This window comes from Ensifer sp. 22460, from assembly GCF_052044935.1.
GTDB lineage: Bacteria > Pseudomonadota > Alphaproteobacteria > Rhizobiales > Rhizobiaceae > Ensifer.
This window is the reverse complement of the sequence record NZ_JBQENZ010000001.1, coordinates 246385-270721: the sequence shown is the minus strand read 5'-3', so window position 1 is coordinate 270721 and position 24337 is coordinate 246385. Positions and strand designations below refer to the sequence as shown.

General features: G+C 62.7%; 18 protein-coding genes and 1 riboswitch. Of the genes, 9 read left to right on the top strand and 9 right to left on the bottom strand.

What is annotated here, in order from left to right; all coding sequences use genetic code 11:
* The first annotated feature begins 81 nt into the window (after positions 1-81).
* The 4 genes from ACTJKM_RS01315 to ACTJKM_RS01300 all read left to right on the top strand — a co-directional run bounded on the left by ACTJKM_RS01315 (position 82) and on the right by ACTJKM_RS01300 (position 5431).
* A complete protein-coding gene (locus ACTJKM_RS01315) occupies positions 82-2022 on the top strand; it encodes a DUF2207 domain-containing protein (protein WP_057251095.1) in 1941 nt (646 codons plus the stop codon).
* 111 nt (positions 2023-2133) lie between these two features.
* Positions 2134-4299: a glycine--tRNA ligase subunit beta gene (gene glyS / locus ACTJKM_RS01310; protein WP_440659859.1), complete on the top strand. Its 2166-nt coding sequence runs from the start codon at positions 2134-2136 to the stop codon at positions 4297-4299.
* 120 nt (positions 4300-4419) lie between these two features.
* Complete coding sequence (locus tag ACTJKM_RS01305; protein WP_440659857.1) at positions 4420-4800, top strand: cupin domain-containing protein; 381 nt, start codon at positions 4420-4422, stop codon at positions 4798-4800.
* A 127-nt stretch (positions 4801-4927) separates the two neighbouring features.
* Positions 4928-5431, top strand: a complete 504-nt coding sequence (locus tag ACTJKM_RS01300; RefSeq protein ID WP_440659855.1) for a DUF523 domain-containing protein — start codon at positions 4928-4930, stop codon at positions 5429-5431.
* Between the two features lie 115 nt (positions 5432-5546).
* On the opposite strand, the gene ACTJKM_RS01295 is transcribed toward ACTJKM_RS01300, so the two are convergent.
* From ACTJKM_RS01295 to ACTJKM_RS01275, 5 genes are all read right to left on the bottom strand, one after another.
* The gene (locus ACTJKM_RS01295; RefSeq protein ID WP_440659854.1) at positions 5547-6074 is read right to left on the bottom strand and encodes a plant virulence effector HPE1-like domain-containing protein; all 528 of its coding nucleotides are present in this window, start codon (positions 6072-6074) and stop codon (positions 5547-5549) included.
* Between the two features lie 107 nt (positions 6075-6181).
* On the bottom strand, positions 6182-7453 hold the full coding sequence (gene purD / locus ACTJKM_RS01290; protein WP_440659852.1) for a phosphoribosylamine--glycine ligase: 1272 nt from the start codon (positions 7451-7453) through the stop codon (positions 6182-6184).
* Between the two features lie 106 nt (positions 7454-7559).
* Complete coding sequence (locus ACTJKM_RS01285; protein ID WP_440659850.1) at positions 7560-9929, bottom strand: putative bifunctional diguanylate cyclase/phosphodiesterase; 2370 nt, start codon at positions 9927-9929, stop codon at positions 7560-7562.
* Positions 9926-10966, bottom strand: a complete 1041-nt coding sequence (locus ACTJKM_RS01280; protein ID WP_112996383.1) for a polyamine ABC transporter substrate-binding protein — start codon at positions 10964-10966, stop codon at positions 9926-9928. Before ACTJKM_RS01280 ends, ACTJKM_RS01285 begins: the two co-directional genes overlap by 4 nt.
* A gap of 172 nt (positions 10967-11138) precedes the next feature.
* On the bottom strand, positions 11139-12335 hold the full coding sequence (locus ACTJKM_RS01275) for an MFS transporter (RefSeq protein WP_112996382.1): 1197 nt from the start codon (positions 12333-12335) through the stop codon (positions 11139-11141).
* A 109-nt stretch (positions 12336-12444) separates the two neighbouring features.
* Here ACTJKM_RS01275 and ACTJKM_RS01270 point away from each other — a divergent pair, with 109 nt between their 5' ends.
* The 3 genes from ACTJKM_RS01270 (at position 12445) to ubiA (ending at position 15276) form a co-directional block, all read left to right on the top strand.
* Complete coding sequence (locus ACTJKM_RS01270; RefSeq protein WP_440659849.1) at positions 12445-13260, top strand: AraC family transcriptional regulator; 816 nt, start codon at positions 12445-12447, stop codon at positions 13258-13260.
* Between the two features lie 180 nt (positions 13261-13440).
* Complete coding sequence (locus ACTJKM_RS01265; protein ID WP_440659847.1) at positions 13441-14247, top strand: MipA/OmpV family protein; 807 nt, start codon at positions 13441-13443, stop codon at positions 14245-14247.
* 69 nt (positions 14248-14316) lie between these two features.
* Positions 14317-15276 (top strand): 4-hydroxybenzoate octaprenyltransferase, encoded by a 960-nt coding sequence (gene ubiA, locus ACTJKM_RS01260; RefSeq protein ID WP_057250759.1) that lies wholly within the window; start codon positions 14317-14319, stop codon positions 15274-15276.
* A gap of 512 nt (positions 15277-15788) precedes the next feature.
* On the opposite strand, the gene ACTJKM_RS01255 is transcribed toward ubiA, so the two are convergent.
* Positions 15789-16355: a DUF6101 family protein gene (locus ACTJKM_RS01255; RefSeq protein WP_057250756.1), complete on the bottom strand. Its 567-nt coding sequence runs from the start codon at positions 16353-16355 to the stop codon at positions 15789-15791.
* Between the two features lie 334 nt (positions 16356-16689).
* Here ACTJKM_RS01255 and ACTJKM_RS01250 point away from each other — a divergent pair, with 334 nt between their 5' ends.
* Positions 16690-19164, top strand: coding sequence for a DUF1217 domain-containing protein (locus tag ACTJKM_RS01250; RefSeq protein ID WP_058325467.1), 2475 nt, complete (start codon positions 16690-16692; stop codon positions 19162-19164).
* A gap of 70 nt (positions 19165-19234) precedes the next feature.
* Here the strand turns inward: ACTJKM_RS01250 and ACTJKM_RS01245 are convergent, their stop codons facing one another.
* The 3 genes from ACTJKM_RS01245 to ACTJKM_RS01235 form a co-directional block, all read right to left on the bottom strand.
* Positions 19235-20668: an FAD-binding oxidoreductase gene (locus ACTJKM_RS01245; RefSeq protein WP_440659846.1), complete on the bottom strand. Its 1434-nt coding sequence runs from the start codon at positions 20666-20668 to the stop codon at positions 19235-19237.
* Positions 20669-20812: 144 nt separating this feature from the next.
* The gene (locus ACTJKM_RS01240; RefSeq protein WP_440659845.1) at positions 20813-21787 is read right to left on the bottom strand and encodes an L-threonylcarbamoyladenylate synthase; all 975 of its coding nucleotides are present in this window, start codon (positions 21785-21787) and stop codon (positions 20813-20815) included.
* Positions 21788-21866: 79 nt separating this feature from the next.
* Positions 21867-22466 (bottom strand): DUF6656 family protein, encoded by a 600-nt coding sequence (locus tag ACTJKM_RS01235; protein ID WP_057251094.1) that lies wholly within the window; start codon positions 22464-22466, stop codon positions 21867-21869.
* Positions 22467-22779: 313 nt separating this feature from the next.
* A riboswitch (cobalamin riboswitch) is annotated at positions 22780-22988 on the top strand.
* Positions 22989-23092: 104 nt separating this feature from the next.
* On the opposite strand from ACTJKM_RS01235, the gene ACTJKM_RS01230 reads away from it, so the two are divergent.
* A complete protein-coding gene (locus ACTJKM_RS01230) occupies positions 23093-24337 on the top strand; it encodes an aromatic ring-hydroxylating oxygenase subunit alpha (protein ID WP_057250748.1) in 1245 nt (414 codons plus the stop codon).

Genomic DNA, 24337 nt, shown 5'->3' with positions numbered 1-24337 from the left:
ATCCCGCTCTAACTTATCAAATCGCCGCGCCTTGACCCCCAACCGGAACTTGACCCTCAACCGGAAGAAAGCTTGATCCGCATGGCCCGTCTCGCTGCCGCATTCGCCATTCTGGTTCTTTTGCTGGCGACGGCGGGCATCGGGCGGGCGGAGGAGGTCTTCTCCGCCTATCGCTCCGTCATCGACCTCGCCAAGGACGGCACGATGACCGTGACGGAGACGATCACGGCGACGGTCGAGGGCAACAAGATCCGCCGCGGCATCTATCGCGACCTGCCTTTGACCTTCACCGATGCGAAGGGCAAGCGCAGCAAGGTCGACTTCGAGCTGCTATCGGTCGAGCGCGATGGCGAGGAGGAGCCCTACCGCACGGAGTCGATCAGCGGCGGCGTCCGCATCTACACCGGTTCTGCCGAGGTGTTTCTGGACCCGGGTGAGCATACCTTCCAGTTCACCTACGAGACCGGCCGGCAGATCCGTTTCTTCGACGATCACGACGAACTCTACTGGAACGTGACCGGCACGGAGTGGGACTTCCCGATCGACGAGGCGAGCGCCACGGTGACCCTGCCGGAAGGCGTTAGGGTGGAAGCACTCGATTTCTTCACCGGCGGCTACGGCGCGACCGGCAAGGACGCCCGAGGCTCGCGGGACGGCAGCGAGATCTTTTTCGCCACCACCCGCCGTCTCGATCCGCGCGAAGGGCTGACGATCGCCATCAAGATGCCGAAGGGCAGCATCATCAGGCCGTCCTCCAGCCAGGAGAACGCCTGGTGGCTGCGTGACCACCTCGCGCTTGTCATCGCCGGTGCCGGGCTCGTCCTCGTCCTCATCTATTACAGCCAGGCCTGGCTGCGGGTCGGGCGTGACCCGGACCGCGGCGTCATGGTGCCGCGCTGGGATCCGCCGGAAGGCATCTCGCCGGCGCTGGTCAACTACATCGACAACAAGGGTTTTTCCGGCGAAGGCTGGACCGCACTGTCGGCGGCAGCACTCAACCTCGCGGTCAAGGGCCACGTGGTTCTCGAAGATCTCAAGAACGCCATCGTCATCGCCGCCACCGGCAAGGGAAGCAACGAAAAACTGCCGACCGGCGAAGCGGCCGTCATGAAGGCGGTCAATGCGGCCGGCGGCACGCTCACGATCGATCGCGCTCATGGCACACGAGTGCAGGCGACCGGTGCGGATTTTCGCAATGCCATGGAGCGCGAGCATCGCGGCAAGTACTACCTGGCAAACAGCGGCTACATCGTCGCCGGGGTCGTCCTGTCGGTCCTGGCGGTCGCGGCGGTCTTCCTCTTCGGCGATCTCAGCGAAGACAGCCTGCCGCTGGTAATCGTTCCCGTCTTCATCGCCTTCTTCGTGTCGATCCTCGCCGTCTCATTCGGCAAGTCGCTGCGCCGTGAGAAGAGCCTGATGAGCCGGATCATGTCGATCGTGGTGGTCGCCTTCATCGGCTTCGTGGCCTTCACGATCTTCTCGGCGATCCTCGCAGCCGTCTTCTACTCGGCAGCCGAAACCGATGAGTTGCCGCTGTTGTTCGTGATCGGCGCCATCGTCCTCGTCAACGTGTTGTTCTTCTTCCTGATGGGTGCGCCGACGCCGCTCGGCACGCGGATGATGGATGGTATCGACGGGCTTAGGCAGTACATGACGCTCGCCGAAAAGGACCGGATGAACATGCAGGGCGCGCCTGAAATGTCGCCCCGGCATTTCGAGACGCTTCTGCCCTATGCGGTAGCGCTCGGCGTCGAGAAACCGTGGACAGAGACCTTCGATCGATGGCTGCTCGCCGCCGCGGCGGGAGCGGCGGCGGCGGTCGCCTATCAACCGAGCTGGTATCACGGCGACGGCTTCGGCTCGAGCACCTTCGGCGACCGTATCGGCGGATTTGCCGGTTCGATGGCCGACACGATAACCTCGTCCCTGCCACCCCCGCCCAAATCGTCATCGTCAGGCTTTTCGACCGGCGGCGGCTTCTCCGGTGGCGGTGGCGGCGGTGGCGGCGGTGGCGGCTGGTGAAACCGGCCCCAAACGCAGGCATCCCGCCAAATTCATCGACGGGCTTGGTGACATTCTTGCCAGAGATTGCTAAGTCCGCCGCAACCGTCAGGAACAGAAAAAGTCGCTCCCATGCCCGATCTTCTTATCGAACTCCGCTCCGAGGAAATTCCTGCCCGCCTGCAGCGCAAGGCGGCCGGCGACCTCAAGAAGCTGCTGACCGATGCCCTGGTCGAGGCGGGCCTGACCTATGAGGGTGCGCGCGAATACTGGACGCCGCGCCGGCTGACGCTCGATATCCGTGGCCTCAACGCCCGCTCCGCCGATATTCGCGAAGAGCGCAAGGGCCCTCGCACCGACGCCAACGAGAAGGCGATCGAAGGCTTCCTGCGTGGCGCCGGTCTCTCCTCGATCAGCGAGGCGCATGTCCACAGCGATCCGAAGAAGGGCGATTTCTATGTCGCTCACATCGTCAAGCCGGGCCGTCCGGCCGAAGAGATCATCGCCGAGGCGATGCCCGGCATCATCCGCAATTTCCCCTGGCCGAAGCCGATGCGCTCCGGCGCGGCGTCGGCAAAGCCCGGTGCGCTTCGCTGGGTCCGCCCGCTGCAGTCGATCGTCTGCACCTTCGGCTCGGAAACCGAGGAAACCCATGTGATCCCGTTTGAAGTCGACGGCATCGTCGCCTCGAACGTTACCTATGGGCACCGTTTCCACGCGCCTGAGGCGATTACGGTTCGGCGCTTTGCCGACTACGCTGAGAAGCTCGAAAAGGCGAAGGTCGTTCTCGATGGCGAGCGCCGCAAGGAAATGATCCTTGCCGATGCGCGTAACGTCGCTTTCGCCAACGGGCTGGAACTCGTCGAGGACGAGGGTCTCCTGGAAGAGGTCTCCGGCCTCGTCGAATGGCCGCAGGTGCTGATGGGCAGCTTCGAGGATGCCTATCTCGAAATTCCCTCGGAAATCATCCGTCTGACCATCAAGACCAACCAGAAGTGCTTCGTCACCCGCGCACCTAGCGCCGAAACGCTCTCCAACAAGTTCATCCTCGTTTCGAACATCGAGGCGAAGGACGGCGGTAAAGAGATCGTGCACGGCAACGGCAAGGTCGTGCGCGCCCGCCTTTCGGACGCCGCCCATTTCTGGCACCGCGACCAGGGCAACCTGCCGGATCTCGAAACGCTGGAAGCGTCCGCGGAAAAGTTCGCTCTCGATCTCAAGAAGCCGCTCGACCAGCGCATGGCCAAGCTCGACGCGCTGAACGTCACCTTCCACGCCATGCTCGGCACGCAGGGCGAACGCGTCGCCCGCATCCGGGCGCTTGCTGCTGAACTCGCCAAGGTGATCGGCGCGGATCAGAAGCTCGTCGACCGCGCCGTGGTGCTCGCCAAGGCGGACCTGCGCACCGAAGCGGTCGGTGAATTCCCCGAGCTTCAGGGCATCATGGGTCACAAATACGCGCTGCTTCAAGGCGAAGAGCAGTCGGTCGCCGATGCGCTCGAGGATCACTACAAGCCTCAGGGCCCGTCCGATCGCGTGCCGACCGATCCGGTGGCGGTGACCGTCGCGCTTGCCGACAAGCTCGACACGCTCGTCGGCTTCTGGGCGATCGACGAAAAGCCGACCGGCTCGAAGGATCCCTATGCGCTTCGCCGCGCGGCACTCGGCGTTATCCGCCTGATCCTGGAAGGCAAGGCGCGCCTGGCGTTGCTCCCGGCCTTCGAAGCCGCGCTCGTTGCTCTCCGAGCACAGAAGCCGGCGCTTGCAGGCGACGTTTCCGCCGATCTGCTCTCCTTCTTCCATGACCGGCTCAAGGTCTATCTGCGCGATCTCGGCGCCCGTCACGACCTGATTGACGCGGTGCTGACGTCGGATTCGGACGACCTCCTGATGATTGCCCGCCGCGTCGAGGCGCTAACGGCCTTTATCACCGACGAGGAAGGCCGCAACCTCTTGGCCGGCACCAAGCGTGCGACCCAGATTCTCGCGGCCGAAGAGAAGAAGGGAACGACCGTCGCCGACGCCGTCGATGCCGGCCTCTTCCGTCTCGATGCCGAAAAGGCGCTGCACCAGGCCGTCGAAACCGGCTCGGGCGAAGCGCGCAACGCGATCGCCAAGGAAGACTTCCGTTCGGCGATGGAAGCGCTGGCAAGGCTGCGCGAACCGGTCGATCAGTTCTTCAACGACGTGCTGGTCAATGATGACGATGCCGCGATCCGTGCGAACCGCCTGGCGCTGCTTGGCCTGATCCGTTCAGCAACCGGCACTGTCGCGGACTTCTCCAAGATCGCAGGCTAAGGCGAAGCGGTCGGCTGCCGGCTCGCCGGAAGCATCCGCTGTTGCTCCCGCACAAACGTTCAAGCAGGTCGCCGTGAGGCGACCTATATCCTGTCTCCATCACACAGATGGAGGCAGCCGATGGATACCGCGACGAAGACCTACAAGCCGATCAATTTCACCGAAAAACTCTCGCTCTTCAGCGATCAGTGGCAGCCGCGCGTCATTGCCGAACTCAATGATTATCAGTTCAAGATCGTGCGTATCGAGGGCGACTTCATCTGGCATGATCACAAGGACACCGACGAGGCCTTCATCGTGCTTGAAGGTACACTGCGCATCGATTTCCACGACGGGTCGGTGACGCTCGGTCCGGGCGAAATGTACGTCGTGCCGAAGGGCGTCGAGCACAAGCCATATGCGGAGCGCGAGGTGAAGATGCTGCTGATCGAGCCGCGCGGCACCCTCAACACCGGCCATGAGGGCGGCGAACGCACGGCGGAAAACGATCGCTGGATCTGACGCGCGTGGCTGCCCACTGCATGTCTCCTTAAATCGACCTCGATTTGAGGACGAAGACATGCAGCGCGGCGCTGTAGGGTCGGGATCGCGCTTGATGACCATCACCGGCCTCGGAGTAGGAAGTCGTATGCCCGCAAAGATCCTCGTCAGCGCCTGTCTCATGGGCCATGCCGTCCGCTATGACGGTCAGTCGAAACCGCTCATTCATCCGGCGGTCGATCGCTGGCGGGCCGAAGGCCGTCTCGTGACCATCTGTCCGGAAATGTCTGCCGGCATGCCGGTGCCGCGCCCGCCAGCGGAAATTGCTTCAGGCGCCGTCGGCAAGGATGTGCTCGAAGGCGAGGCGAGAGTGGTGGAGATCAACGGCCGCGATGTGACCGAAGACTTCGTGCGGGCCGCCGAAAACGCGCTTTCGCTGGCGAAGGAAACCGGCTGTCGTTTTGCGCTGCTGATCGATGGCAGCCCGTCCTGCGGATCCGGCTTCGTCTATGACGGCAGCTTTTCCGGCGCTCGCCATCCGGGCGAGGGTGTGGCGGCAGCATTGCTCGCCGGCAATGGCATCGAAGTCTATTCGGACAGGCAGATCGAGGCGCTGGTCGCGCGGATCGAAGGATTGGAAGGCCCACAATAAAAGATTGCGCCCCTGCTTCTCTCAGGGGCGCAATCTCTCGCTGTGCAGCGAAACGCCCGTCAGCCTTGCATGCAGGGGACAGCTGAGCGGGGCAGGGAACTTTCCCGATAGGAGATCAGTCTAGCCGAAGTTCGAGGGTGGACGGATCAAATTGCTGTGAGCCGTCTTCGGTCGGCGGTGCAACTGAGCCGCCCATGGAGGCGCCGATCGGCGTGACCGCGGCGGTCTTTGCGGTCTGGTCGATCGCGATCATCTTCGCGTCATCCGACACCGGGTTCTGGTCGTCCGCATTCGTCGAGACGACGACTGTCGGGGAGGCATCGCTGTCGGCGGAAGCCGCCTTGATGATCTCCGGCGAAGGCTTGCTGACGAAGACAACCGGGGAGCCACCGAGCCAGGCTTCGGTGCGCACCATCTTCATCTCGCCGTTGATTTTCTTGAGCTCGACCGTTTCGTCGCCTGCAGCGATCGTGGGCACGACATAGGTCACCTTCTTCTTCGACTGCAGCGGCGGACATTCGGCGCAGGAGACGGTGGCAACACTGGCGTTGTCGGTCGTGCCCGACGCGAGCGCCTCGATCGACGACGCCTCTGCGTTGCCGGCGGCAAGCCCGAGGACGGTGGTGATCAGCAACAGGCGCATACGCTTTCTCCCGCAATTGTTAGCGGCGAGAATATGCGCACTCCCTTACTTTCTCGTCAGGAGAATTGGTAAAAATAGAATGATCCGGAAATGAGTTCCGCTCCGGATCACGCTTTCTCGCGTGCAACGGCGCGCCAGCCGATATCGTGCCTGTAGAAGCCATTTTCCCAGGAAACGGCCGAGACCGCCGCATAGGCTCTGTCCTTGGCCGTGCCTGCACTTGCGCCCGTTGCGGTGATGTTGAGCACGCGGCCACCGGTCGCGACCAAGGCCCCGTCCTTCATCGCTGTGCCAGCGTGGAACACCTTGGTGGTGGCCGAGGCCGCGGGAAGGGCGGCGATCGGCGTGTTCTTGGCGTAGCTGCTCGGATAACCCTTGGAAGCCATGACCACGGTCAGGGCCGTCTCCTCGCGCCAATCGGCCACCATGCCGGCGAGCGTGCCGGTCGCCGCGGCATAGAGCAGCGGCAGCAGATCGCTCTTCATCCGCATCATCAGCACCTGGCATTCCGGGTCGCCGAAGCGGACATTGTATTCGATTAGCTCCGGGCCCTTGGCGGTGATCATCAGGCCGGCAAAGAAGACGCCGGAAAAGGGATGGCCGCTTTCCGCCATGCCGCGCATCGTCGGCTCGATGATCTCCTTCATCGTGCGCTCGATCATCTCGGCCGTCATGACCGGAGCGGGCGAGTAGGCGCCCATGCCGCCGGTATTCGGCCCGGTATCGCCGTCGCCGACGCGCTTGTGATCCTGCGCGGAGGCAAGCGCCAGCGCGGTCTTGCCGTCGCACAGGCAGAAGAAGCTTGCTTCCTCACCATCGAGATAGGCCTCGACCACCACTTCGGCGCCGGCAGCACCAAAGGCGCCGGCAAAACAATCGTCGACGGCAGCGAGCGCCTCATCGAGCGCCATGGCGACGGTGACACCCTTGCCGGCTGCCAGGCCATCGGCCTTGATCACGATGGGCGCGCCCTGGGCGCGCACATAGGCCTTGGCGCTTTCGGCATCGGTGAAGCGGCCATAGGCGCCGGTCGGAATGTCATAGCGGGCGCAAAGATCCTTGGTGAAGCCCTTGGAGCCTTCGAGCTGGGCGGCGGCGGCAGACGGGCCGAAGACGGCGATGCCGGCTGCGCGCAGGACGTCGGCGAGACCGGCGACCAACGGGCCCTCAGGACCGACCACGACGAAATCGATCGCTTCCTTGCGGCAAAAATCGGCGACGGCCGCATGATCGTCCGTGTCGAGCGCGACGATGACGGCTTCTTCGGCGATGCCGGGATTGCCCGGTGCCGCATAGAGCTTCGTCAGTTTGGGAGACTGCGCAATCTTCCATGCAAGGGCGTGCTCGCGCCCACCCGATCCGATGAGAAGAACCTTCATTGCAGCCCCCGATATCCCGAAATTGCTGCGCTGCGGTTAGGACGGCAGGGCGGCAAGGTCAAGGGAAAATGGGAGTCCAGGCAGCGATTCCCGCAATCGCCACCCTTCAGGCGATGGCCTGCCGAGTTTGTACGTCATCCAGCCCTTCGTCGTGCGCGTAGCGGGCGGTGCGCGTCAGCGCCCAGATGCCGAGATCTTCAATCGGCAGCGGCTTGCTGATGAGATAGCCCTGGAACAGATTGCAACCGGCTGCAGTCAGCATCGAGAGCTTCTCTGGCGTGTCGATGCCTTCGCCGACGACGGCGACGTCCTTGGCGTGGCAGAGCGCGATGAGCGCCTTGAGCACCGGCAGCGACTGCGACGCGGTGAGGTTCGAGACCAGCGCCCGGTCGAGCTTGATAGTATCGGCCGTGTATTCGATGATCTGCTGCACGGACGTGTAGCCGGCGCCGAAATCGTCGATCGAAAGGCGGAAGCCATTCTGGCGCAGGGCGTCGATGTTGCGGCGAAGCTGGTCGCTGAACTTGACGGCGAAGGTTTCGGTGAGCTCGATCTCGATCGAACGCGCCTCCAGCCCATGTCGCTCCAGGCAGTCAGAGAAATGGTCGGCAATCGCCTTGGAGTGCAGTTCGGCCGAGGAGATGTTGATTGCCAGCACCGTTTCCGGGCCGAACAGCGCCTTGAGCTGCCGGCAATCGGACATCGCCTTGTTGATCACCCACCAGTCGATCTTGGTGAAGAGACCGGAGCTTTCGGCGATCGGCACGAATTCATCCGGGGTAACATTGCCGAGGACCGGCGAGTACCAGCGCAGCAGCGCTTCGCAGCCTGTGACGCGGCCTTCGGTGTCGACCATCGGCATGTAGACGAGATGGAACTGTTCGTCCGGATCGAGCGCGCGCAGCTCGTCCTGGATCTGGCGCAGCCGCGTGCGCTTATCGTGAAGCGCGCGCGAGAAACGGGCCGAACGGTTCTTGCCGCTGGTCTTCGCCTGATACATCGCGGCATCGGCATTCGAAATCAGCTCGGCAAGGTTGGTCGCATCGTCCGGGCAGATCGCCGCGCCGATGCTTGCGGTCACCGGGTAGCGCTTGTCGGAGACTTCGAAGCCGTCCTCGAACAATCCCAGAATGGCGGCCGAGATTTCCCGGACCGTTCCGTCGCCGGGTCGCGATCGCACGAAAACGGCGAATTCGTCGCCGGAGAGGCGGGCAAGAATGGCCGGCTTCTGGCCGCGCCGCTCGGTAATGGCATCGACACGCTCGCCGATGCGGACGGCCAGCGTCTTCAGGAGCTCGTCGCCGATCTCGTGGCCGTGCTTGTCATTGACGAACTTGAAGTTGTCGATGTCGATAAACAGCAGGCTGCACTTCTCGCCGGCGGCGATTGCCTCGCGCACGGCGCCGGCGGCAAGTGCGTTGAAATGGCCGCGGTTGCTGATGCCGGTCAGGGTGTCGGTCCAGGAACTGCGTTGCACGAGTTTCAGCGATTGCACCGACTGCCGATGCAATTCGCGGATATTTTCCGTCAGCCGCCCGATCTCGCCTTTCTCCTCCATGTCGCGGATCTCGTCGCGCGCGCCCACCATCACCGCCATCACGTTGGCGTCGAGGCTTGCGATCGGGTCGGTAATGAAGCGGCGGATCAGCATGATGATCAGCCAGATCGAGAACAGGCTCATCGCCACGGCGCCGAGCGCCAGCAGGATCTTCTGCCTGGCCAACAGCGCATCGAAATGTTTGCTCGAAACCGTGAGCGTCGCATAGAGCGAGGGCCCGAGATGAACGCTTGCCGAAAGGTCTTCGGTAATCGCCAGCGGCCAGGGCTGGAGCACGATGTCGGAGCCGTATTCCTTCTTCAGCGCCTGCTGCATGTCGAGGAAGCGGTCCGGCTGGATCGCGACCTGGACGAGCAGAGCGCTCGATTTCTTGCTCGGCAGCGGCCGGGTGAAGGCGACCGGATCGAGGAAGAAGGAATAAACGATGCGTGGTCTTTGTCCCGCTTCGTAAAGATAGGTCCAGTCGGCGAGCGTGTCTTCGCGGATCAAGCGGCGGGCGAGGTTGAGCTGGGCCTCGTCGATCTGGGCGAAGGGGTCCCAGCTGTTTTCGAAATAGTAGTCCGTCTTCAGATCGGAAGTCAGCAGCGCCAGCGACACGTAGCCCGTCGGGTCGTCCAGGAGTGATTTGATGCTTTCCTGCAGCCTGACACCAAGCGCATTGGCGCGGTAGTTCTCATCCGTTTCGGACACATACTGGCGCAGCGAGTTGCCGTTCAAGAGCGCATTGAGGAAGCCCTTGCTGCGGCCGATCTCGTTCTGGAACACGGCGGCCGCATGTTCCAGGCGCTGCGACAGTTTGGCGTGTTCGAGCGCGCGGATGGAGCGGCTCTGCGTGACGTGGACCGAGACTGCCGCCAGTAGGTAGCCAGCGAGAACGACGGGGAAGATCAGGATGAGCGCGCGTTTGCCGAGATTCACTGGAAGTTCGCCAATGTGCTGATGATGCGCCGGCGCAATTGCACCGACTCTGTGGACAGTTCCTGTTGATACTGGCTCTTGGCCAGGATGTCGGGTGAGGGGTAGATGGCGGGGTCGGCGCGGACTTCTTCCGGCAGGAGCGCATAGGCTGCCCGGCTTGCCGTCGGCATGTTGAGCGCCAGCGCGTTCGCGGCAGCACTGCCGGGCGAGCCGAGATAGTCGAGGAGAGCGAGCGCGCGGTCCTTGTTCGGGGATTTGGCGACGACCGACATGCAATCGAGCCAGGAAAGCGTGCCTTCCTTGGGAACGGCGTAGCGCCAGACGCCGGGCGTACCTGCCTTGTCGTTCAGCACGTGCTGGTCGCCGCTGTAGCCCAGCGCCATGTAGATGTCCTTGCTGACCGTCGGGTTCTGGATCGAGCTGATGATATATTCGTAGGTGAGCACCGAGGGCGCCTGTTCCTTCATCAGGCCGAAGGCGGCCTTCAAGGTGGCGCTGTCGTTGGTGTTGATCGATTGGCCGAGCAGCATCAGCGGCGCGACGAAGGCCTCGTTGTGGTCGTCGTACATGGCGACATGCTTGGAGAGTGCCGGGGTTGGGCGCATGAGATCCTGCCAGGAGGCCGGCGCCTCCGGAACGACGTCCGATCGGTAGAGGATGCCCATCGTGCCCCAAAGATAGGGCAGGCCTCGGCCCGAGCAGCGCTTGCGCCAGCTTTCGTCATAGTCCCGGAGCGAGGCGACGTTGGTCTCGTCGAGCTTTTCGAGCACGCCCTTGCGGCCGAAAAGGGCGGCGCTGTTTTCGCCGGTTACCACCAGATCGACGCGGCTGTTCGGATCGGCCAGCACCTCGTCGCGGGTGTCGCCGCTATCGTAATAGACCTGGTGCACCGCGACGCCTGTTATCGACGTCCAGCGATCAAGGATCTTCTGGTCGATATAGGATTCCCAGATCAGCAGGTTCAGGGTCTCGGCCGATGCCGCCGTTGCAAATAGCAACGTCGCCAGAAAGGCCGGAATCGCCGTTCGCCCCTGCATTCTATACCCCTGCCCAAGCCCGTCAGACGACCGTAGCGCGCAAAAATTGATGAATGATTACGTGGGGCTGCGACGGGGATGGGGTGTCGAGTGCTGCTTGTGGCGCAAGACGAAAACCGGGCGTCGCATGGCGGCGCCCGGTGAAAACGGAAGCGATTTCGGCGCGAAGAGCCTATCGCGTGGGGATCTTCGGCAGCAGGATCGTGAGGATGCCAAGCAGCGGCAAATAGGAGCAGATGGTGTAGACGAACTCGATGCCCTGCCGGTCGGCAAAGATGCCGAGCACGGCCGCGCCCATGCCGCCGAAGCCGAAGGCGAAACCGAAGAAGACGCCGGCGATCAGCCCCACGCGACCCGGCACCAGCTCCTGGGCGAAGACGACGATTGCCGAGAAGGCCGAGGAGAAGATCAGGCCGATGATGATCGACAGGACCCCGGTCCAGAAGAGGTTCGCATAGGGCAACAGCAAGGCGAAGGGGATGACGCCGAGGATCGAGAACCAAATGACGAAGCGGGCGCCGTAACGGTCACCGATCGGCCCGCCGAGGAAGGTTCCGGCCGCGGCCGCGCCGAGGAACAGGAACAGCATGAGCTGCGCCTGCTGCACGTCGATGCCGAACTTCTCGATGACGAAGAAGGTGAAGTAGCTGGAGATGCTCGCCATGTAGACGTTCTTGGTGGCGGTCAGGAGCACGAGCACGGCGACCGCCCACATGACCCGCCCCTTCGGCAGCGGAAGGGCACGGCTCGGTGCCGGCCGGCTCATCGTGGTGCGGCGATGGCGCACATACCAGGTGCTGACCCAGGAGAGCACGAAGAAGCCGATGATCGCGACGATCGAGAACCAGCTGAGGCTTCCCTGGCCGAAGGGAATGACGATGAAGGCGGCAAGCAGCGGACCCATGGCGCTGCCGGCATTGCCACCCACCTGGAAGAGCGATTGCGCCAATCCGTGGCGACCGCCGGAGGCGAGGCGGGCGATGCGCGACGATTCCGGATGGAAGATCGCCGAGCCGATGCCGATCAGGCTCGCGGCCACCAGCAGGACCCAGAAATCATGCGCATTCGCGAGCAGGATCAGGCCGCTGCAGGTCGAAAGCATGGCGAGCGGCAGCGAATAGGGCAGCGCCCAGCGGTCGGTGATGATGCCGACGGCCGGCTGCAGCATCGACGCCGTCAGCTGGAAGGTAAAGGTCAAGAGGCCGATCTGCACGAAATCGAGCGAATAGTTCGCCTTGAGCAGCGGATAGAGCGCGGTCAGCAGCGACTGCATGATGTCGTTCAGCATATGGCAGAAGCTGACAGCCAGGATGACGGAGAAGGCCGTCTTTTCCGGCGAGATCCCGGAAGTTGAGGTCACGGTAGACATGGGTGATTCCTTGCCGTCTCGAAGGTTGTATGCGGCAAGGGCTATCTGTACTGAGGTTGCGATTGGCCTGCTTTTGTGATCTGGTCGATTTCTTTTGTGAGTGGGCCAAATGCCGATCCGCCGATATCCCTTGCCGCAGCTTCCCGATGACGATCACTTCCGGAACCTCGATTGGGTCGAGACGGGAAACGCCCCGGTGCTGGCGCTCGGACGAGACTATAGCGCCGGTCTTCTGGTTCCCTTCCACAGCCATACGCGCACGCAGCTCTGGTGGGCGCGCGGCGGCGTCGTGCTGATGCGCACCGAGCGCGGGCGGTGGATGGTTCCGCCCGGCCATGCCCTGCTGATCCCGGCCGGTATGGAGCACTCGGCCGAGATGATCAGTGACGTGCGCATGCACTCGATCTACTTCGCGCCGGAACTGCTGCGCGCCGAACGGCCGATGGTCATGGAAATCAATCCGCTCGCCGGCAGCCTTGTCGATACGCTCGTCAGCATCGAGAACGAGACGATGTCGGAGCGGCGCGAACAACTGGTCACGGATCTGCTTCTGGAAGAAATCGGCCGACTGCAGGAACGCCCGCTCGGCCTGCCGTTTCCGCGCGACGAGAAGCTCGCGGCGCTGTGCCGACAGTTCCTGCAGGCGCCATCGGCGGCAGCGAGCATCGACCAGTGGGCGGATCGCATGCGCCTCAGCCGGCGATCATTCACGCGGTTCTTCCGCAAGGAGACGGGCGTTAGCTTTGTCACCTGGCGCCAACAGGCCTGTATCTTCGCTTCCTTGCCGCTCCTTGCCGATGGCGAGCCAATCACCAATGTGGCCCTTGATGCCGGCTATGAGAATGTCGCGGCCTTCACCACCATGTTTCGCCGCATGCTCGGCAGCCCGCCGAGCGTCTATCTCAAGACCTATCTTGGCCAGTGACCGGGGTTCGCCAACCGGGTATGGCAAAGGAAGGTTGAATTGACCTGGTTAACGGAATCGTAGGAACAAGCCGCAATAAGTCGCCCTCGTGTCGTTCCTGCCCACCTCCCTCCCTCCCTCCCTCGGCGCAGCGGCACGGTCAAACTTCGCCCCGGCGAATGATTCTTCCGGAGTTGTTTCTTGCGTATCCGTTCTCTCGTCCTCCTTTCTGGAACCCTTTTGCTGTCGGCCAACGCCGCCTCTGCCGGTGACGGCCAGTATTTCTGGTCCGGTGACTGGTATCTGAAGGTCGGTGCCACCGGCTTCCTCGGCCCGAAGTATGAAGGCGCCTCGAAGCGCATGTTCCAGGCCGCGCCCCTGATCTCGCTCGGCAAGGCCGGCAGCTCGGTCCGCTTCTCCTCGCGCAACGACAACATGTCCTATGCGCTGGTCGACCAAGGAAGTTTCCGTGCCGGTCTCGTCGGCAAGCTGATCTTCGAGCGCGACGCCGGCACGTCCAGCGACCTGAGGGGCCTCGATCCGATCAAGTTCGGCGGTGAAGTCGGCGGCTTTGCGGAGGTTTATCCGACGGACTGGCTGCGGGTGCGCGCCGAAGTTCGCCAGGGCATTCGCAGCCACCACGGTATCGTCGCCGACGTTGCGGCCGACGCCTTCACCGATGTCAGCAGCAATGTCCGCATCTCCGGCGGTCCACGCCTGACCGCTGCGACCAGCGACTACTACGGCGCCTATTATGGCGTGAACGACCGCGAGTCTGCCGCATCCGGCCTCGCCACGTATTATCCGCATGGCGGCGTCGGATCCGCCGGCGTCGGCGCCGCGATCACCTGGCAGGCAACGGAGAAGCTTGAGACGAGTGCCTATGCCGAGTATCGGCGCCTGCTTGGCCCTGCCGCCGATTCCAGCCTCGTTCAAGAGCGTGGCAGCCGCAACCAGGTCCTGGTCGGTCTGTCGGCGACCTACCGCTTCGACTTCACTCTTCCCTGACGTTCGCTGGTTGGGCGCCGCGGCGATCTCGCCGCTTGACCGGCCGGACCTGCGGCGTCAAACAGGGGAATGAACACGTTTTCCGCCGATTCCGGCCGCGTCCACGACGCGCCGTCCAACAATTGGGTTTATCGCGTCCTGCCGCGCGCGCTCTGGCCCTATGCGCAGCTTGCCCGTTGGGACCGTCCGATCGGCTGGCAATTGCTGCTGTTGCCCTGCCTCTGGTCCGTGGCGCTGGCGACGGGCGCAGCGGCGGGCACCGAAGAATTCTCGTTCGGCCGCTTCCTGTATCATTGCTTCCTGTTCACCGCCGGCGCGATTGCCATGCGCGGCGCCGGGTGCACCTACAACGACATCGTCGACCACGACATCGATATGGAGGTTGCGCGCACCCGCTCGCGGCCGCTTCCGTCGGGGCGCGTTTCGCGTCTTCAGGCGAAAGTGTTCATGGTGCTGCAGGCGCTCGTCGGCCTTGTCGTGTTGCTGCAGTTCAACACGTTCTCGATCGTGCTCGGCATCCTGTCGCTGGCGATCGTCGCGATCTACCCCTTTGCTAAGCGGTTTACCGATTGGCCGCAATTCTTCCTGGGCCTCGCCTTCTCCTGGGGCGCGCTGATGGGTTGGGCAGCCGCGTTCGGCACGCTGTCGCTGGCAGCCGTGCTGCTCTACGGTGCGGCCATTGCCTGGACGATCGGCTATGACACGATCTACGCCTACCAGGACAGAGAGGACGACGAGCTGATCGGCGTGCGTTCGACGGCAAGGCGGTTCGGCGAAAATCCGCGACCGTGGCTGATCGGCCTTTATGGCATCGCGACGCTGCTGTTGCTGCTGTCCTTCGTGGCTGCCGGTGCCGGCACCATTGCCTATATCGGACTTCTGATTGCCGCGGCGATGCTGACCTATCAGATCCTGGTGTTGAACATCCACGATCCGGCACAGTGCCTGGCGCTGTTCAAGTTCAATGGGGTCGTGGGCCTGATCATCTTTGTCGGCCTGGTGCTGGCGTTTCTTGTTCGCCTGATATGAAAAATCCTCCGTCGCGGCGGAGGATCCTCTTCATGCATTCGGTCCGTCCCGCTTCTGCATGTTTCCTTAAATCCTAGCCGGTTTAAGGGTAAAAACATGCAGCCCTGAAAGTGCTACAGCGACCTTTGCGCGTCTGAAAAGACGCGCGGCGCTGTAGTGGCGGGCCGCAGAAGCTTCAGGCCCAGCTGATCTCGCGGGCGGCCTTGCGCTCCTTCGCCTCGTGACGCGCACGGAAGCTGGACAGGATGACAGCAACGGCGGCGACGATATGCTTGCGCATCAGGTTTCTCCTTCTTTCGTGATCTTGGCTATGAACCCGATATGGCACGAAGAAGGCGGCGGAGCTGTTTCCGTGGGAACATCTCGAGCAATCCCAGAAAACCTGTGAAATGGCTTGCCGTCCGCAACGGCATCCCAAAATCGGCAGCCCCAAAATCGCCAGCGCGGAGATCAAACGACAACAGCCGGCCGCAGGGAACGGCCGGCTGTCGCGCTGGAGGTGCTGCTGCGGATTAGCTGCGGGCGATGATCTCGCGCCCGTCGATCTTCATGTGAACGCCAAGCGTGCCGGTGGAACGGCGCACGAGGAAACGCGGCCGGCGCTCGGCGAAGAAGGAGTGGCGGCGCCGCGGCTTGACCGGCGCGGTGCGCACGTCGCCGAGATGCTCTTCGAGGGGCCTTGCGACGCCATCCGCTTCGACCATCAGCATGGGAATGCGATAGGCCTCCGCCCAGGCGCGCCAGTCGGCCGCGATGTCGGACAGGTCGTGTGCGACGAGCAGCGGAACGCAGAGGTCCGGGTCGTCGTGATGAAGTTCCAGCGTCACTGTAACGTCTCCGTCGCCGTGATCGATCGCGCGAGCCGCGACCCCTTTGAATGCCCGCGCCGGCAGTGCGATCGAAAGCGGCAGGCCGCTCGATGGTAGCACCTTGCGCAGAACTGCGCCACGCTCGTCCAGGCTGATCGTGACATTACCCGTGTGACCGCGCAAGGCGTAGCTTGCCTGCTGTGGAAAGCGCTTCGGATCAAGACGGAGCGTGTTTTCGACCCATGCGGGTTGAGAGAGTGTGTTGCGCATTTCAATCGCCCTTGTTTTTCCTTGAGAGCCGTTTCCGGTCTTCTCGTCGGGACTTTTTCGTCCTCTATGGGCTGAGAATAGGCGCCCCCCTTTCCGAACGGCTTAAGAATCGCGGTTAAGAAAACTTTGCGTTTTTCGATGGTTAGCAAAAGCCGACCGCTCAGGGTTTCTGTTTCGTCAACGGGTCGGACGGTCTTGTTCCGATCGGACGCAACAAGCGGCCTGTCGGCGGCCGGCCAAAAGCCACACACAAGCCAGTGCTGCAATCATGACGCGTCAGAATTCTGTTTCGGGGTTGGTTCGGCCGCCCCATGGGTAACCGACGGGGCCAGGCATGGTATCGACCTATCTCGACTATAGTCGCATCACGCGTGATTTGCGCAGCAGCCTCAATCGTGTTGCCCAGCAGCCGCAGATCGCGCGCGAGGCCCAACATTACCGGGAAAACATCGACCGCGTGAAAACCGTCGACGCGTTCCTCGACGACTACCGGCTCTACTCCTACGCGATGAAGGCGCATGGCCTGGAGGACATGACCTATGCCAAGGCCTTCATGCGCAAGGTTCTGGAAAGTGACCTGAAGGACGATAACAGTTTTGCCAACCGTCTCACGGATGAACGCTACCGCAATTTTGCGCAGGCCTTCAACTTCAGTTCGGCAACCGCGGTGGCTCAAACCAGCGCACAGCAGGATGCGCTGATCGGCCTCTACAACGACCGCATCAACGATCTCGATACAGTCATGCGGCAAGAGATGGCCTATTTTGGCGCGGCCATGGATCTGGTCACCGATGTCGACCAGTTCCTGGGCAACGAAAAGCTGCGCTCCTTTGCCTTCACCGTGTTCGGACTGAACCCGAAGACCTTTTCGTACACGGAAGTTCGCAATGCGTTGACCAGCGATCCCGCGACCTTGACCGCCAACCAGACGGCAGCCAAGACGCGGTTGACCGAAGCGAGCAAGCAGCTGACGGATCTCGGCGCGCGCGACACCGCTCTCGCCCAGATCGTCAGCCTGACAGCCCAACTGGCCGCGGCGCCCGATGCCGACAAGCCTGCCATCCAGACGAAGATCGATGAGCAGAACGCAATCGTCACCGACCTCGATGCACGGCTGCCGCCGCGCGACCAGGCGCCGGCGCTGAAGACGCAGCTCTCCCTGGAGGTGAACACGCTTGCCAGGCAGATCAGCAGTCTCGATATCTATATCCAGCTCGCCTCGACATTCAATTTCAATGCCGACGGCAGCGTGCCTGCCGGTGAGAAGGCGATCAGCGACGAAAAGAAGGCGCTGCTCAACGAGGCCTATGTCTTCCTGCGGCCCGGCGTCACACCGTCGGGCGCTGCACGATTGACCGGCGCCGGGGCGCTGCTCAACAAGGAATACTACGAACAGAAGATCGGCAGCATTACCAAGGTCTCGGACCTGATCGCCGATAACCGCCTGCTCAACTACATCATCACCGCCTTCGGCTTGCCGTCCGCGACGACGATGCCCTCTACGGTCGAAAACATCCTCACCAGCGACATCAACGACCCGGAGAGCTACGTCAACAAATATGGCGGCGAATACAACGCCGCCTACAAGAAGATGCTTGCCGCCTTCAACTTCCAGACTGACGGTACGCTGCCAGCCGGCAAGACCGCGCAGGATGCGGACCAGATGAAGACGACGTCCGACGGCTACATGGTGCGCTACAACGACAAGAGTGATGCCGAGGACGAAGCGCTGGTCAAACGCTTCAAACTCCTGATCGGCACGATGAAATCGGTCGACGAGTTGCTCGCCAACAATGACATGAAGAAATTCATGCTGCGCGCCTTCGGCCTCGATAATGAGGATCTGAGCAGCCGAACGCTGAAGCGGATTCTGACCAGCGACCTCAACGATCCCAGAAGCTATGCCAACACGCTGCGCGATGAGCGCTACGTCAAGCTGGTAAAGGCATTCAACTTCAATCCGGACGGCACGCTCGGCGCACCAAAGTTGGCGCAGAGCGAAGCCGACATCATGAATACGGCCAAGGCCTATGTGATCGCCAAGTCCCGGTTCGGCACGGATGAAGAGAAGAAGGTCGCCAAGGTCAAGGCGCAGGAGGAAGCCAAGTACTACACGGCCGAGATCGAGAAGATCGAGACGCTCGACGCCTTCCTGGCGAACCGGCGGCTGGTCGATTTCGTGCTCGTCGGGTCCGGCATCGATCCGGGAACGGTCAAGACCGAATACCTCAAGGACATGTTCACGTCCAACCTGGACGATCCCAAGAGCTTCATCAATACCGATCCGAACGGGCTGAAGTACCGCGGGATCGTCGCCTCCTTCAACTTCGACACAGACGGCAAGATCGTCCGGGGCGAGGCCGGCCAGATCCAGACCCGGCGCGGATTGATCACCACGGTCGACCTCTATCTCAATCAGTCGCTCGAGGAGTCCGAAGGCGCCGACAACGGCGGCGTTCGCCTGGCGCTCTATTTCAAGCGCAAGGCCCCGGAGATCAACACGGCTTACGACATCCTGGCCGAGACCGCCCTGTTCCAGGTTATCAAGACGGCCTACAGCATGCCGGAGGGGCTGCAGAACGCCAAGATCGAGGCGCAGGCCGCCTATATCGAGCGCGTCGTCAACATCAAGGATCTGCAGGATCCCGGGAAGCTCGAGAAGCTCCTGCAGCGGTTCACGGCACTTTATGACGTCGAAAACAACACGGACGTATCACCGGGGCTGGCGATCCTCAGCGGTAGCGGCGGAGGCGGCGTCAGCGCCGAGACGCTCCTGTCTCTCTCGCAGTTGCGCGCAGGCGGTCGCTGAGTCAGGTTGCGTAAAGTGCAGCGAGCCCTTTGCGGCAGGTGCTTAAGCCTGCCGCAGAAGACTGCCCGCTTCACCGGTCGGCGCGCAGCACCTTGTCAGGGTTCATGATGCCCGCCGGATCGAAGGCGTGCTTGATCCGTTGCATCAGCTCGATCTCGATCGGTGCGCGGATTTCTGCGAGCTCGTCGCGCTTCAGCTGGCCTATGCCGTGTTCGGCCGAGATCGAGCCGTTATATCTCAGAACGATACCGTGCACGATCGCGTTGATCTCGCGCCAGCGATCGAGGAAGGCCTGCTTGTCGGCGCCGACCGGCTGCGAAATGTTGTAGTGGATGTTGCCGTCGCCCATGTGGCCGAAAGAGCAGATGCGCGCGCCTGGGATCGCCTTCATGACGGCGGCGTCCGCCTCCTTCATAAACGCAGGAATGCTGGAAACGGGCACTGAGACGTCGTGCTTGATCGAGCCGCCCTCGGGTTTCTGCGCCGGCGACATGCTTTCGCGCACATGCCACAGCGCCTTGCCTTGCGTCTCGTTGGCGGCGATCACGGCGTTTTCGACGAGACCGGCGGCAAAGCCCTGTTCCAGGAGGTCGTTGACCATGCGCTCGGCGCTTTCGGCCGAATCCGAGGTCGAGATGTCGATCAGCGCGTACCAAGGATGGACGGTGTCCATCGGGTCGCGAACGCCGGGAATATGTTTCGTCGTGAATTCGACGCCGAGGCGCGGCATCAGCTCGAAGCCGGTCAGCGCCGGCCCGCAAAGGCTGGCGGCCTTTTCGAAGAGAGCGAGCGCATGCTCCACACTGCCGACACCGGCGAAGGCTACCTGATGTCCAAGCGGTTTCGGGAATAGCTTGAGCACCGCGCCGGTGATGACGCCGAGCGTGCCCTCGGCGCCGATGAAGAGGTCGCGCAGGTCGTAGCCGGTATTGTCCTTCTTCAGCCGGCGCAGCCCGTCCCAAATTTCGCCGGTTGGCAACACGACCTCGAGGCCGAGGCAGAGCTGGCGCATGTTGCCATAGGCGAGCACCGCCGTGCCGCCGGCATTGGTGGAGAGATTGCCGCCGATACGCGCGGAGCCTTCCGATCCGAGCGACAGCGGGAACAGGCGATTGTGATCGTCCGCTGCCTTCTGGATGTCGGCGAGAATGCATCCGGCGTCCGCGACGATCACGTTGCCGACCGGATCCACGTCGCGAATCCGGTTCAGCCGTTCGAGCGAAAGCACGATGTCCGCTTTGCCTTCCCGCGGGATCTGTCCGGCCACGTGGCCGGTGTTGCCGCCCTGCGGTACGATCGCGGTGCGGGTCGCGCTGGCGAGTTTCATGATGCGAGAGACTTCGTCGACCGAACCGGGGCGAAGCACCATCGGCGTCGTGCCGCGAAAGAGCCCGCGGGATTCGACGAGATAGCGCGCCTTGTCCGCTTCGGCGGTGAGCGCATTGGCGCTGCCGACGATCTCGACGAAGGAGGCGATGAGTTCAGGAGAGGGAAGGGTCGTCATGAGTCTGCCTTCGCACTGCGCTTGAGCGCGCTATCGGATCGGTCGATCTGAAGACACGATCCTCGGTTCCTATCGGCTGCGATCATAACCGCAATCGCGGCCGTCCGGTGAGGGCGGGGTGCGGAGGAGAAGCCGCACGCGATCTCACCCTCGCGGCGCCGCCGCACGCTGCAGCCGGTCGATGATCGCTTCTCCCAATCCTTCCGAAGGGATCGGCCCGAAGGCGATCGTCGCAGCGCCACTGGCGTCGGCCCGCTTCATGTAGTCGAAGAGATTGGCTGCCGCTTCGTGAAGATTTCCGGTCGGGCTGAGATCGAGAACGATGGCCGCCTGTTCCTCGCCGGCGATCCGGCCGCCGCCGAAGCGGATCAAGGCCTCGCCCGCACGCACATCGGCAACATCGAGCCTGACGGCCGCGCCGGGCGCGTAGTGGGAGGCCAGCATGCCCGGCGCCTCGATCGTTGCTCCCGCCGTTTCCGGTCGGATCACCGGACGATCGAGCAGGCGCTCGATTTCTGCGGCATCGAGGCCGCCGGGGCGGAGCAGCCGGATCTCGTCGCCATCGACCTTGATGATCGTGGACTCCAAGCCGATTTCGGCCGGGCCTGCGTCGAGGATCAGTTTCAGCTTTTCGCCGAGATCCGCATCGACATGGACCGCACTGGTCGGGCTGATCTTGCCCGAGGTGTTGGCGCTGGGCGCTGCGAGCGGCCGCCCGAAGCGGGCGATCACCCGGCGCGAAAAGCCGTCGGGCATGCGGATGCCAAGCGTGTCGAGGCCGGCCGAGGCCAGCGCATGCACGCTGCTATCGGGCCGCTGCGGCAAGATCAGCGTCAGGGGTCCGGGCCAGAAGGTTTCCGCCAGGCGTCGGGAAATCGGGTCGAAGCGCACATGGGCCTCGGCCATCGCCATGTCGGAGACATGCGAGATCAGCGGATTGAAGCGCGGCCGGCCCTTCATCTCGTAGATGCGGCTGATCGCATCGGGATTGGTGGCGTCGGCGGCAAGGCCATAGACGGTTTCGGTGGGAATGGCGACCGGTTCGCCTTTGGCAAGAACGGCGCAGGCGCGTTCGATCGCGCGGTCCGGTTCCCTGCCTGTGTCGATGATCTCTGCCATGCCGTTTCCTTTCCGACGCTTCCTTAACGGACGTGCCGGGAAAACAGAACGATTTTTTTGGGGGCGTTCGGTTGCTGCCTCAGAGACTGCGGATGATGCGGCGCAGCGCGGAGTCCCGGGCACCCAGCATCAGCACGTTCTTGAGAGCAACCTTGGGGTCGTCCGTGCGGAAGAGGAGCCCGTTGTCGCGGACGTTGCGGTTGATGACCATCTGTCCGTCTTCGGCGTTCGGCTCGATCGCGACCGCGAAATACATGCGGGAATAGCCGCTCTGGATACGGTCGAAGAAATGCGTCTCATCACCAAGGTCGCTGAAGAAATTGGCGAAGTAGAACGACCAGGTGATGTCCTTGGAAGGCGTGACCGCCGTCCGCGCCGCCGTCACATGGCAATAGCCGAGATGCGGCTTGCCGACGAGCGTGCGGTGAAAAATCAGCTTGGGAAACTGGATCGAGGCATGAAAGCCGTTGATCCGCTTGTGCGTCGTGTCACCGGCGGTCGCGAGCTTCTTGCCGGTCCTGTCCGCGACTTCTTCGTAGCTCAGATACCGTCGCTCGCTCGGCAGCCATTGCCGGCGGTTGATCCTGCCGGTGCGCAGAAACTCGGTGTGAACGGCCGTCTTCGGCATGACCGCCGGCGGCTTCTCGGCCGCAGCGTCGTAATATCTGAACTTTGCCATGATCGTCAGTGTGCCATCTGCCTGCCGGACATCTTCGTCCGCCGGCAAGCCTAGTGGCTTATGGTTAATGAAGGATTTCCTTTCGTTCGCGGAAGATGCCCCTGCACATTCATGGGAATGTCGCAAACGGGCGAAGCCTTCCTGTGTCTGCGTCATGTCAGTCACAAAAGACGGCATCTGCCCAATTTTTGATCTATCTATATGTTTATAAAGTGAAAAATTCTCGATTCCGTTTCCAGAAGGCGGTTTCGATCGTGTCGTCATTCTGGAATTGAATGTCGCTATCCGGCGCCTGCCGAGGCGCCTTCCGCGCTTACATATCCTTACTCAAGGTGTCGTCTTCCAAAGGGGAAGGCGGAGAATTGGGAAGCCGGTCAAATCCCGGCGCTGCCCCCGCAACGGTGGTGGAGCGAAAGCCTCGGCAAAAGGCCACTGGACGGTTTTCCGTCCGGGAAGGCGCCGGGCTGGTCCTTCGAAGGACGGCTCCTGAGCCCGGAAACCAGCCTTGACAGACATAACCGTAACGGGTTGCGGCGGGCAGCCGGATCGGAGCCTAAGACGCATGGGTGCGCGCCCGTGCGGGTTCCTGTCCTGCCTCTCCGAAACATGGCGCATGAGGACAGGACATGGATACCAAGACCGATATGCTTCGCAAGCTGAAGGGCCGGCGTGACGGCTACAGCCTCGATCGGGCCTTCTACATCGACCCCGACTATTACCGGCAGGACCTGGAAAACATCTGGTATCGGGATTGGCTGTTCATCGGCCACGATTGCGAAATCCCGCGGGCCGGCAACTATTTCACCGTCCAGGTCGGCGACTATCCGGTCGTCATCACCCGCGATCGCCAGGGCACGATCCGCGCGCTCCACAACTCCTGCCGCCACCGCGGCTCCCGCGTCTGCACGCAGCACAAGGGCTCTTCGGCGAAGCTCGTCTGTCCCTATCATCAATGGACCTATGAGCTCGACGGCTCGCTGCTCTTTGCGCGCCAGATGGGCGAGGACTTCGACAAGGCTGCCCACAGCCTGAAGCAGATCCATTGCGAAACGGTCGGCGGCTACATCTTCATCAACCTGTCGGAGACGCCGGCGGATTTCGCCGCCTTCCGCGAGCTGGCATTCCCCTACCTCGCGCCGCACCGGCTGGGAGAGACCAAGGTCGCCTTCGAAAGCACCATCATCGAAAAGGGCAACTGGAAGCTCGTTTGGGAGAACAACCGCGAGTGCTACCACTGCGCCGCCAATCACCCCGAACTCTGCCGGACCTATCCGGAAGCGCCGACCGCGACCGGGGTGCAGGGCGCCAAGGACGATCCGGTGATTGCCGCCCATTGGGCGAAGTGCGAGGCCGAGGGCCTGCCGAGCGAGTTCCGGATGTCGCCGACCGGCCAGTTCCGCGCCGCGCGCATGCCGCTGGTCGATAATGCCGAAAGCTACACCATGTCGGGTGCGCCCGCCGTAAAAAGGGCGCTGTCGGCCGATGTCAGGCAGAAGCAGATCGGCACGCTCCTGATGTTCCACTACCCGACGACCTGGAACCACGTGCTTTCGGATCACGCCATCACCTTCCGCGTGTTGCCGCTGGGGCCGGAACTCACGCAGGTGACAACGAAGTGGCTGGTCCACAAGGACGCGGTCGAAGGTGTCGACTACACGCTCGAGGATCTGACTCATGTCTGGACCGAGACCAACGACCAGGATCGCCAGATCGTCGAGGAAAATGCCTTCGGCATCCGCTCGCCGGCCTATGAGCCCGGTCCGTATTCGCCGGAGCACGAGGGTGGCGTGATGCAGTTCGTCGAATGGTACTGCAAGTTCATGGAGCAGCGCCTGCAGGGCGATGCGGCTCCGCTCTCAAAGGTCGCCTGA

Coding starts and splice junctions, on each gene's coding strand:
- ACTJKM_RS01315 (WP_057251095.1), top strand. CDS start 82: ATGGCCCGTCTCGCTGCCGCATTCGCCATTCTGGTTCTTTTGCTGGCG.
- glyS (WP_440659859.1), top strand. CDS start 2,134: ATGCCCGATCTTCTTATCGAACTCCGCTCCGAGGAAATTCCTGCCCGC.
- ACTJKM_RS01305 (WP_440659857.1), top strand. CDS start 4,420: ATGGATACCGCGACGAAGACCTACAAGCCGATCAATTTCACCGAAAAA.
- ACTJKM_RS01300 (WP_440659855.1), top strand. CDS start 4,928: ATGCCCGCAAAGATCCTCGTCAGCGCCTGTCTCATGGGCCATGCCGTC.
- ACTJKM_RS01295 (WP_440659854.1), bottom strand. CDS start 6,074: ATGCGCCTGTTGCTGATCACCACCGTCCTCGGGCTTGCCGCCGGCAAC.
- purD (WP_440659852.1), bottom strand. CDS start 7,453: ATGAAGGTTCTTCTCATCGGATCGGGTGGGCGCGAGCACGCCCTTGCA.
- ACTJKM_RS01280 (WP_112996383.1), bottom strand. CDS start 10,966: ATGCAGGGGCGAACGGCGATTCCGGCCTTTCTGGCGACGTTGCTATTT.
- ACTJKM_RS01275 (WP_112996382.1), bottom strand. CDS start 12,335: ATGTCTACCGTGACCTCAACTTCCGGGATCTCGCCGGAAAAGACGGCC.
- ACTJKM_RS01270 (WP_440659849.1), top strand. CDS start 12,445: ATGCCGATCCGCCGATATCCCTTGCCGCAGCTTCCCGATGACGATCAC.
- ubiA (WP_057250759.1), top strand. CDS start 14,317: ATGAACACGTTTTCCGCCGATTCCGGCCGCGTCCACGACGCGCCGTCC.
- ACTJKM_RS01255 (WP_057250756.1), bottom strand. CDS start 16,355: ATGCGCAACACACTCTCTCAACCCGCATGGGTCGAAAACACGCTCCGT.
- ACTJKM_RS01250 (WP_058325467.1), top strand. CDS start 16,690: ATGGTATCGACCTATCTCGACTATAGTCGCATCACGCGTGATTTGCGC.
- ACTJKM_RS01245 (WP_440659846.1), bottom strand. CDS start 20,668: ATGACGACCCTTCCCTCTCCTGAACTCATCGCCTCCTTCGTCGAGATC.
- ACTJKM_RS01240 (WP_440659845.1), bottom strand. CDS start 21,787: ATGGCAGAGATCATCGACACAGGCAGGGAACCGGACCGCGCGATCGAA.
- ACTJKM_RS01235 (WP_057251094.1), bottom strand. CDS start 22,466: ATGGCAAAGTTCAGATATTACGACGCTGCGGCCGAGAAGCCGCCGGCG.
- ACTJKM_RS01230 (WP_057250748.1), top strand. CDS start 23,093: ATGGATACCAAGACCGATATGCTTCGCAAGCTGAAGGGCCGGCGTGAC.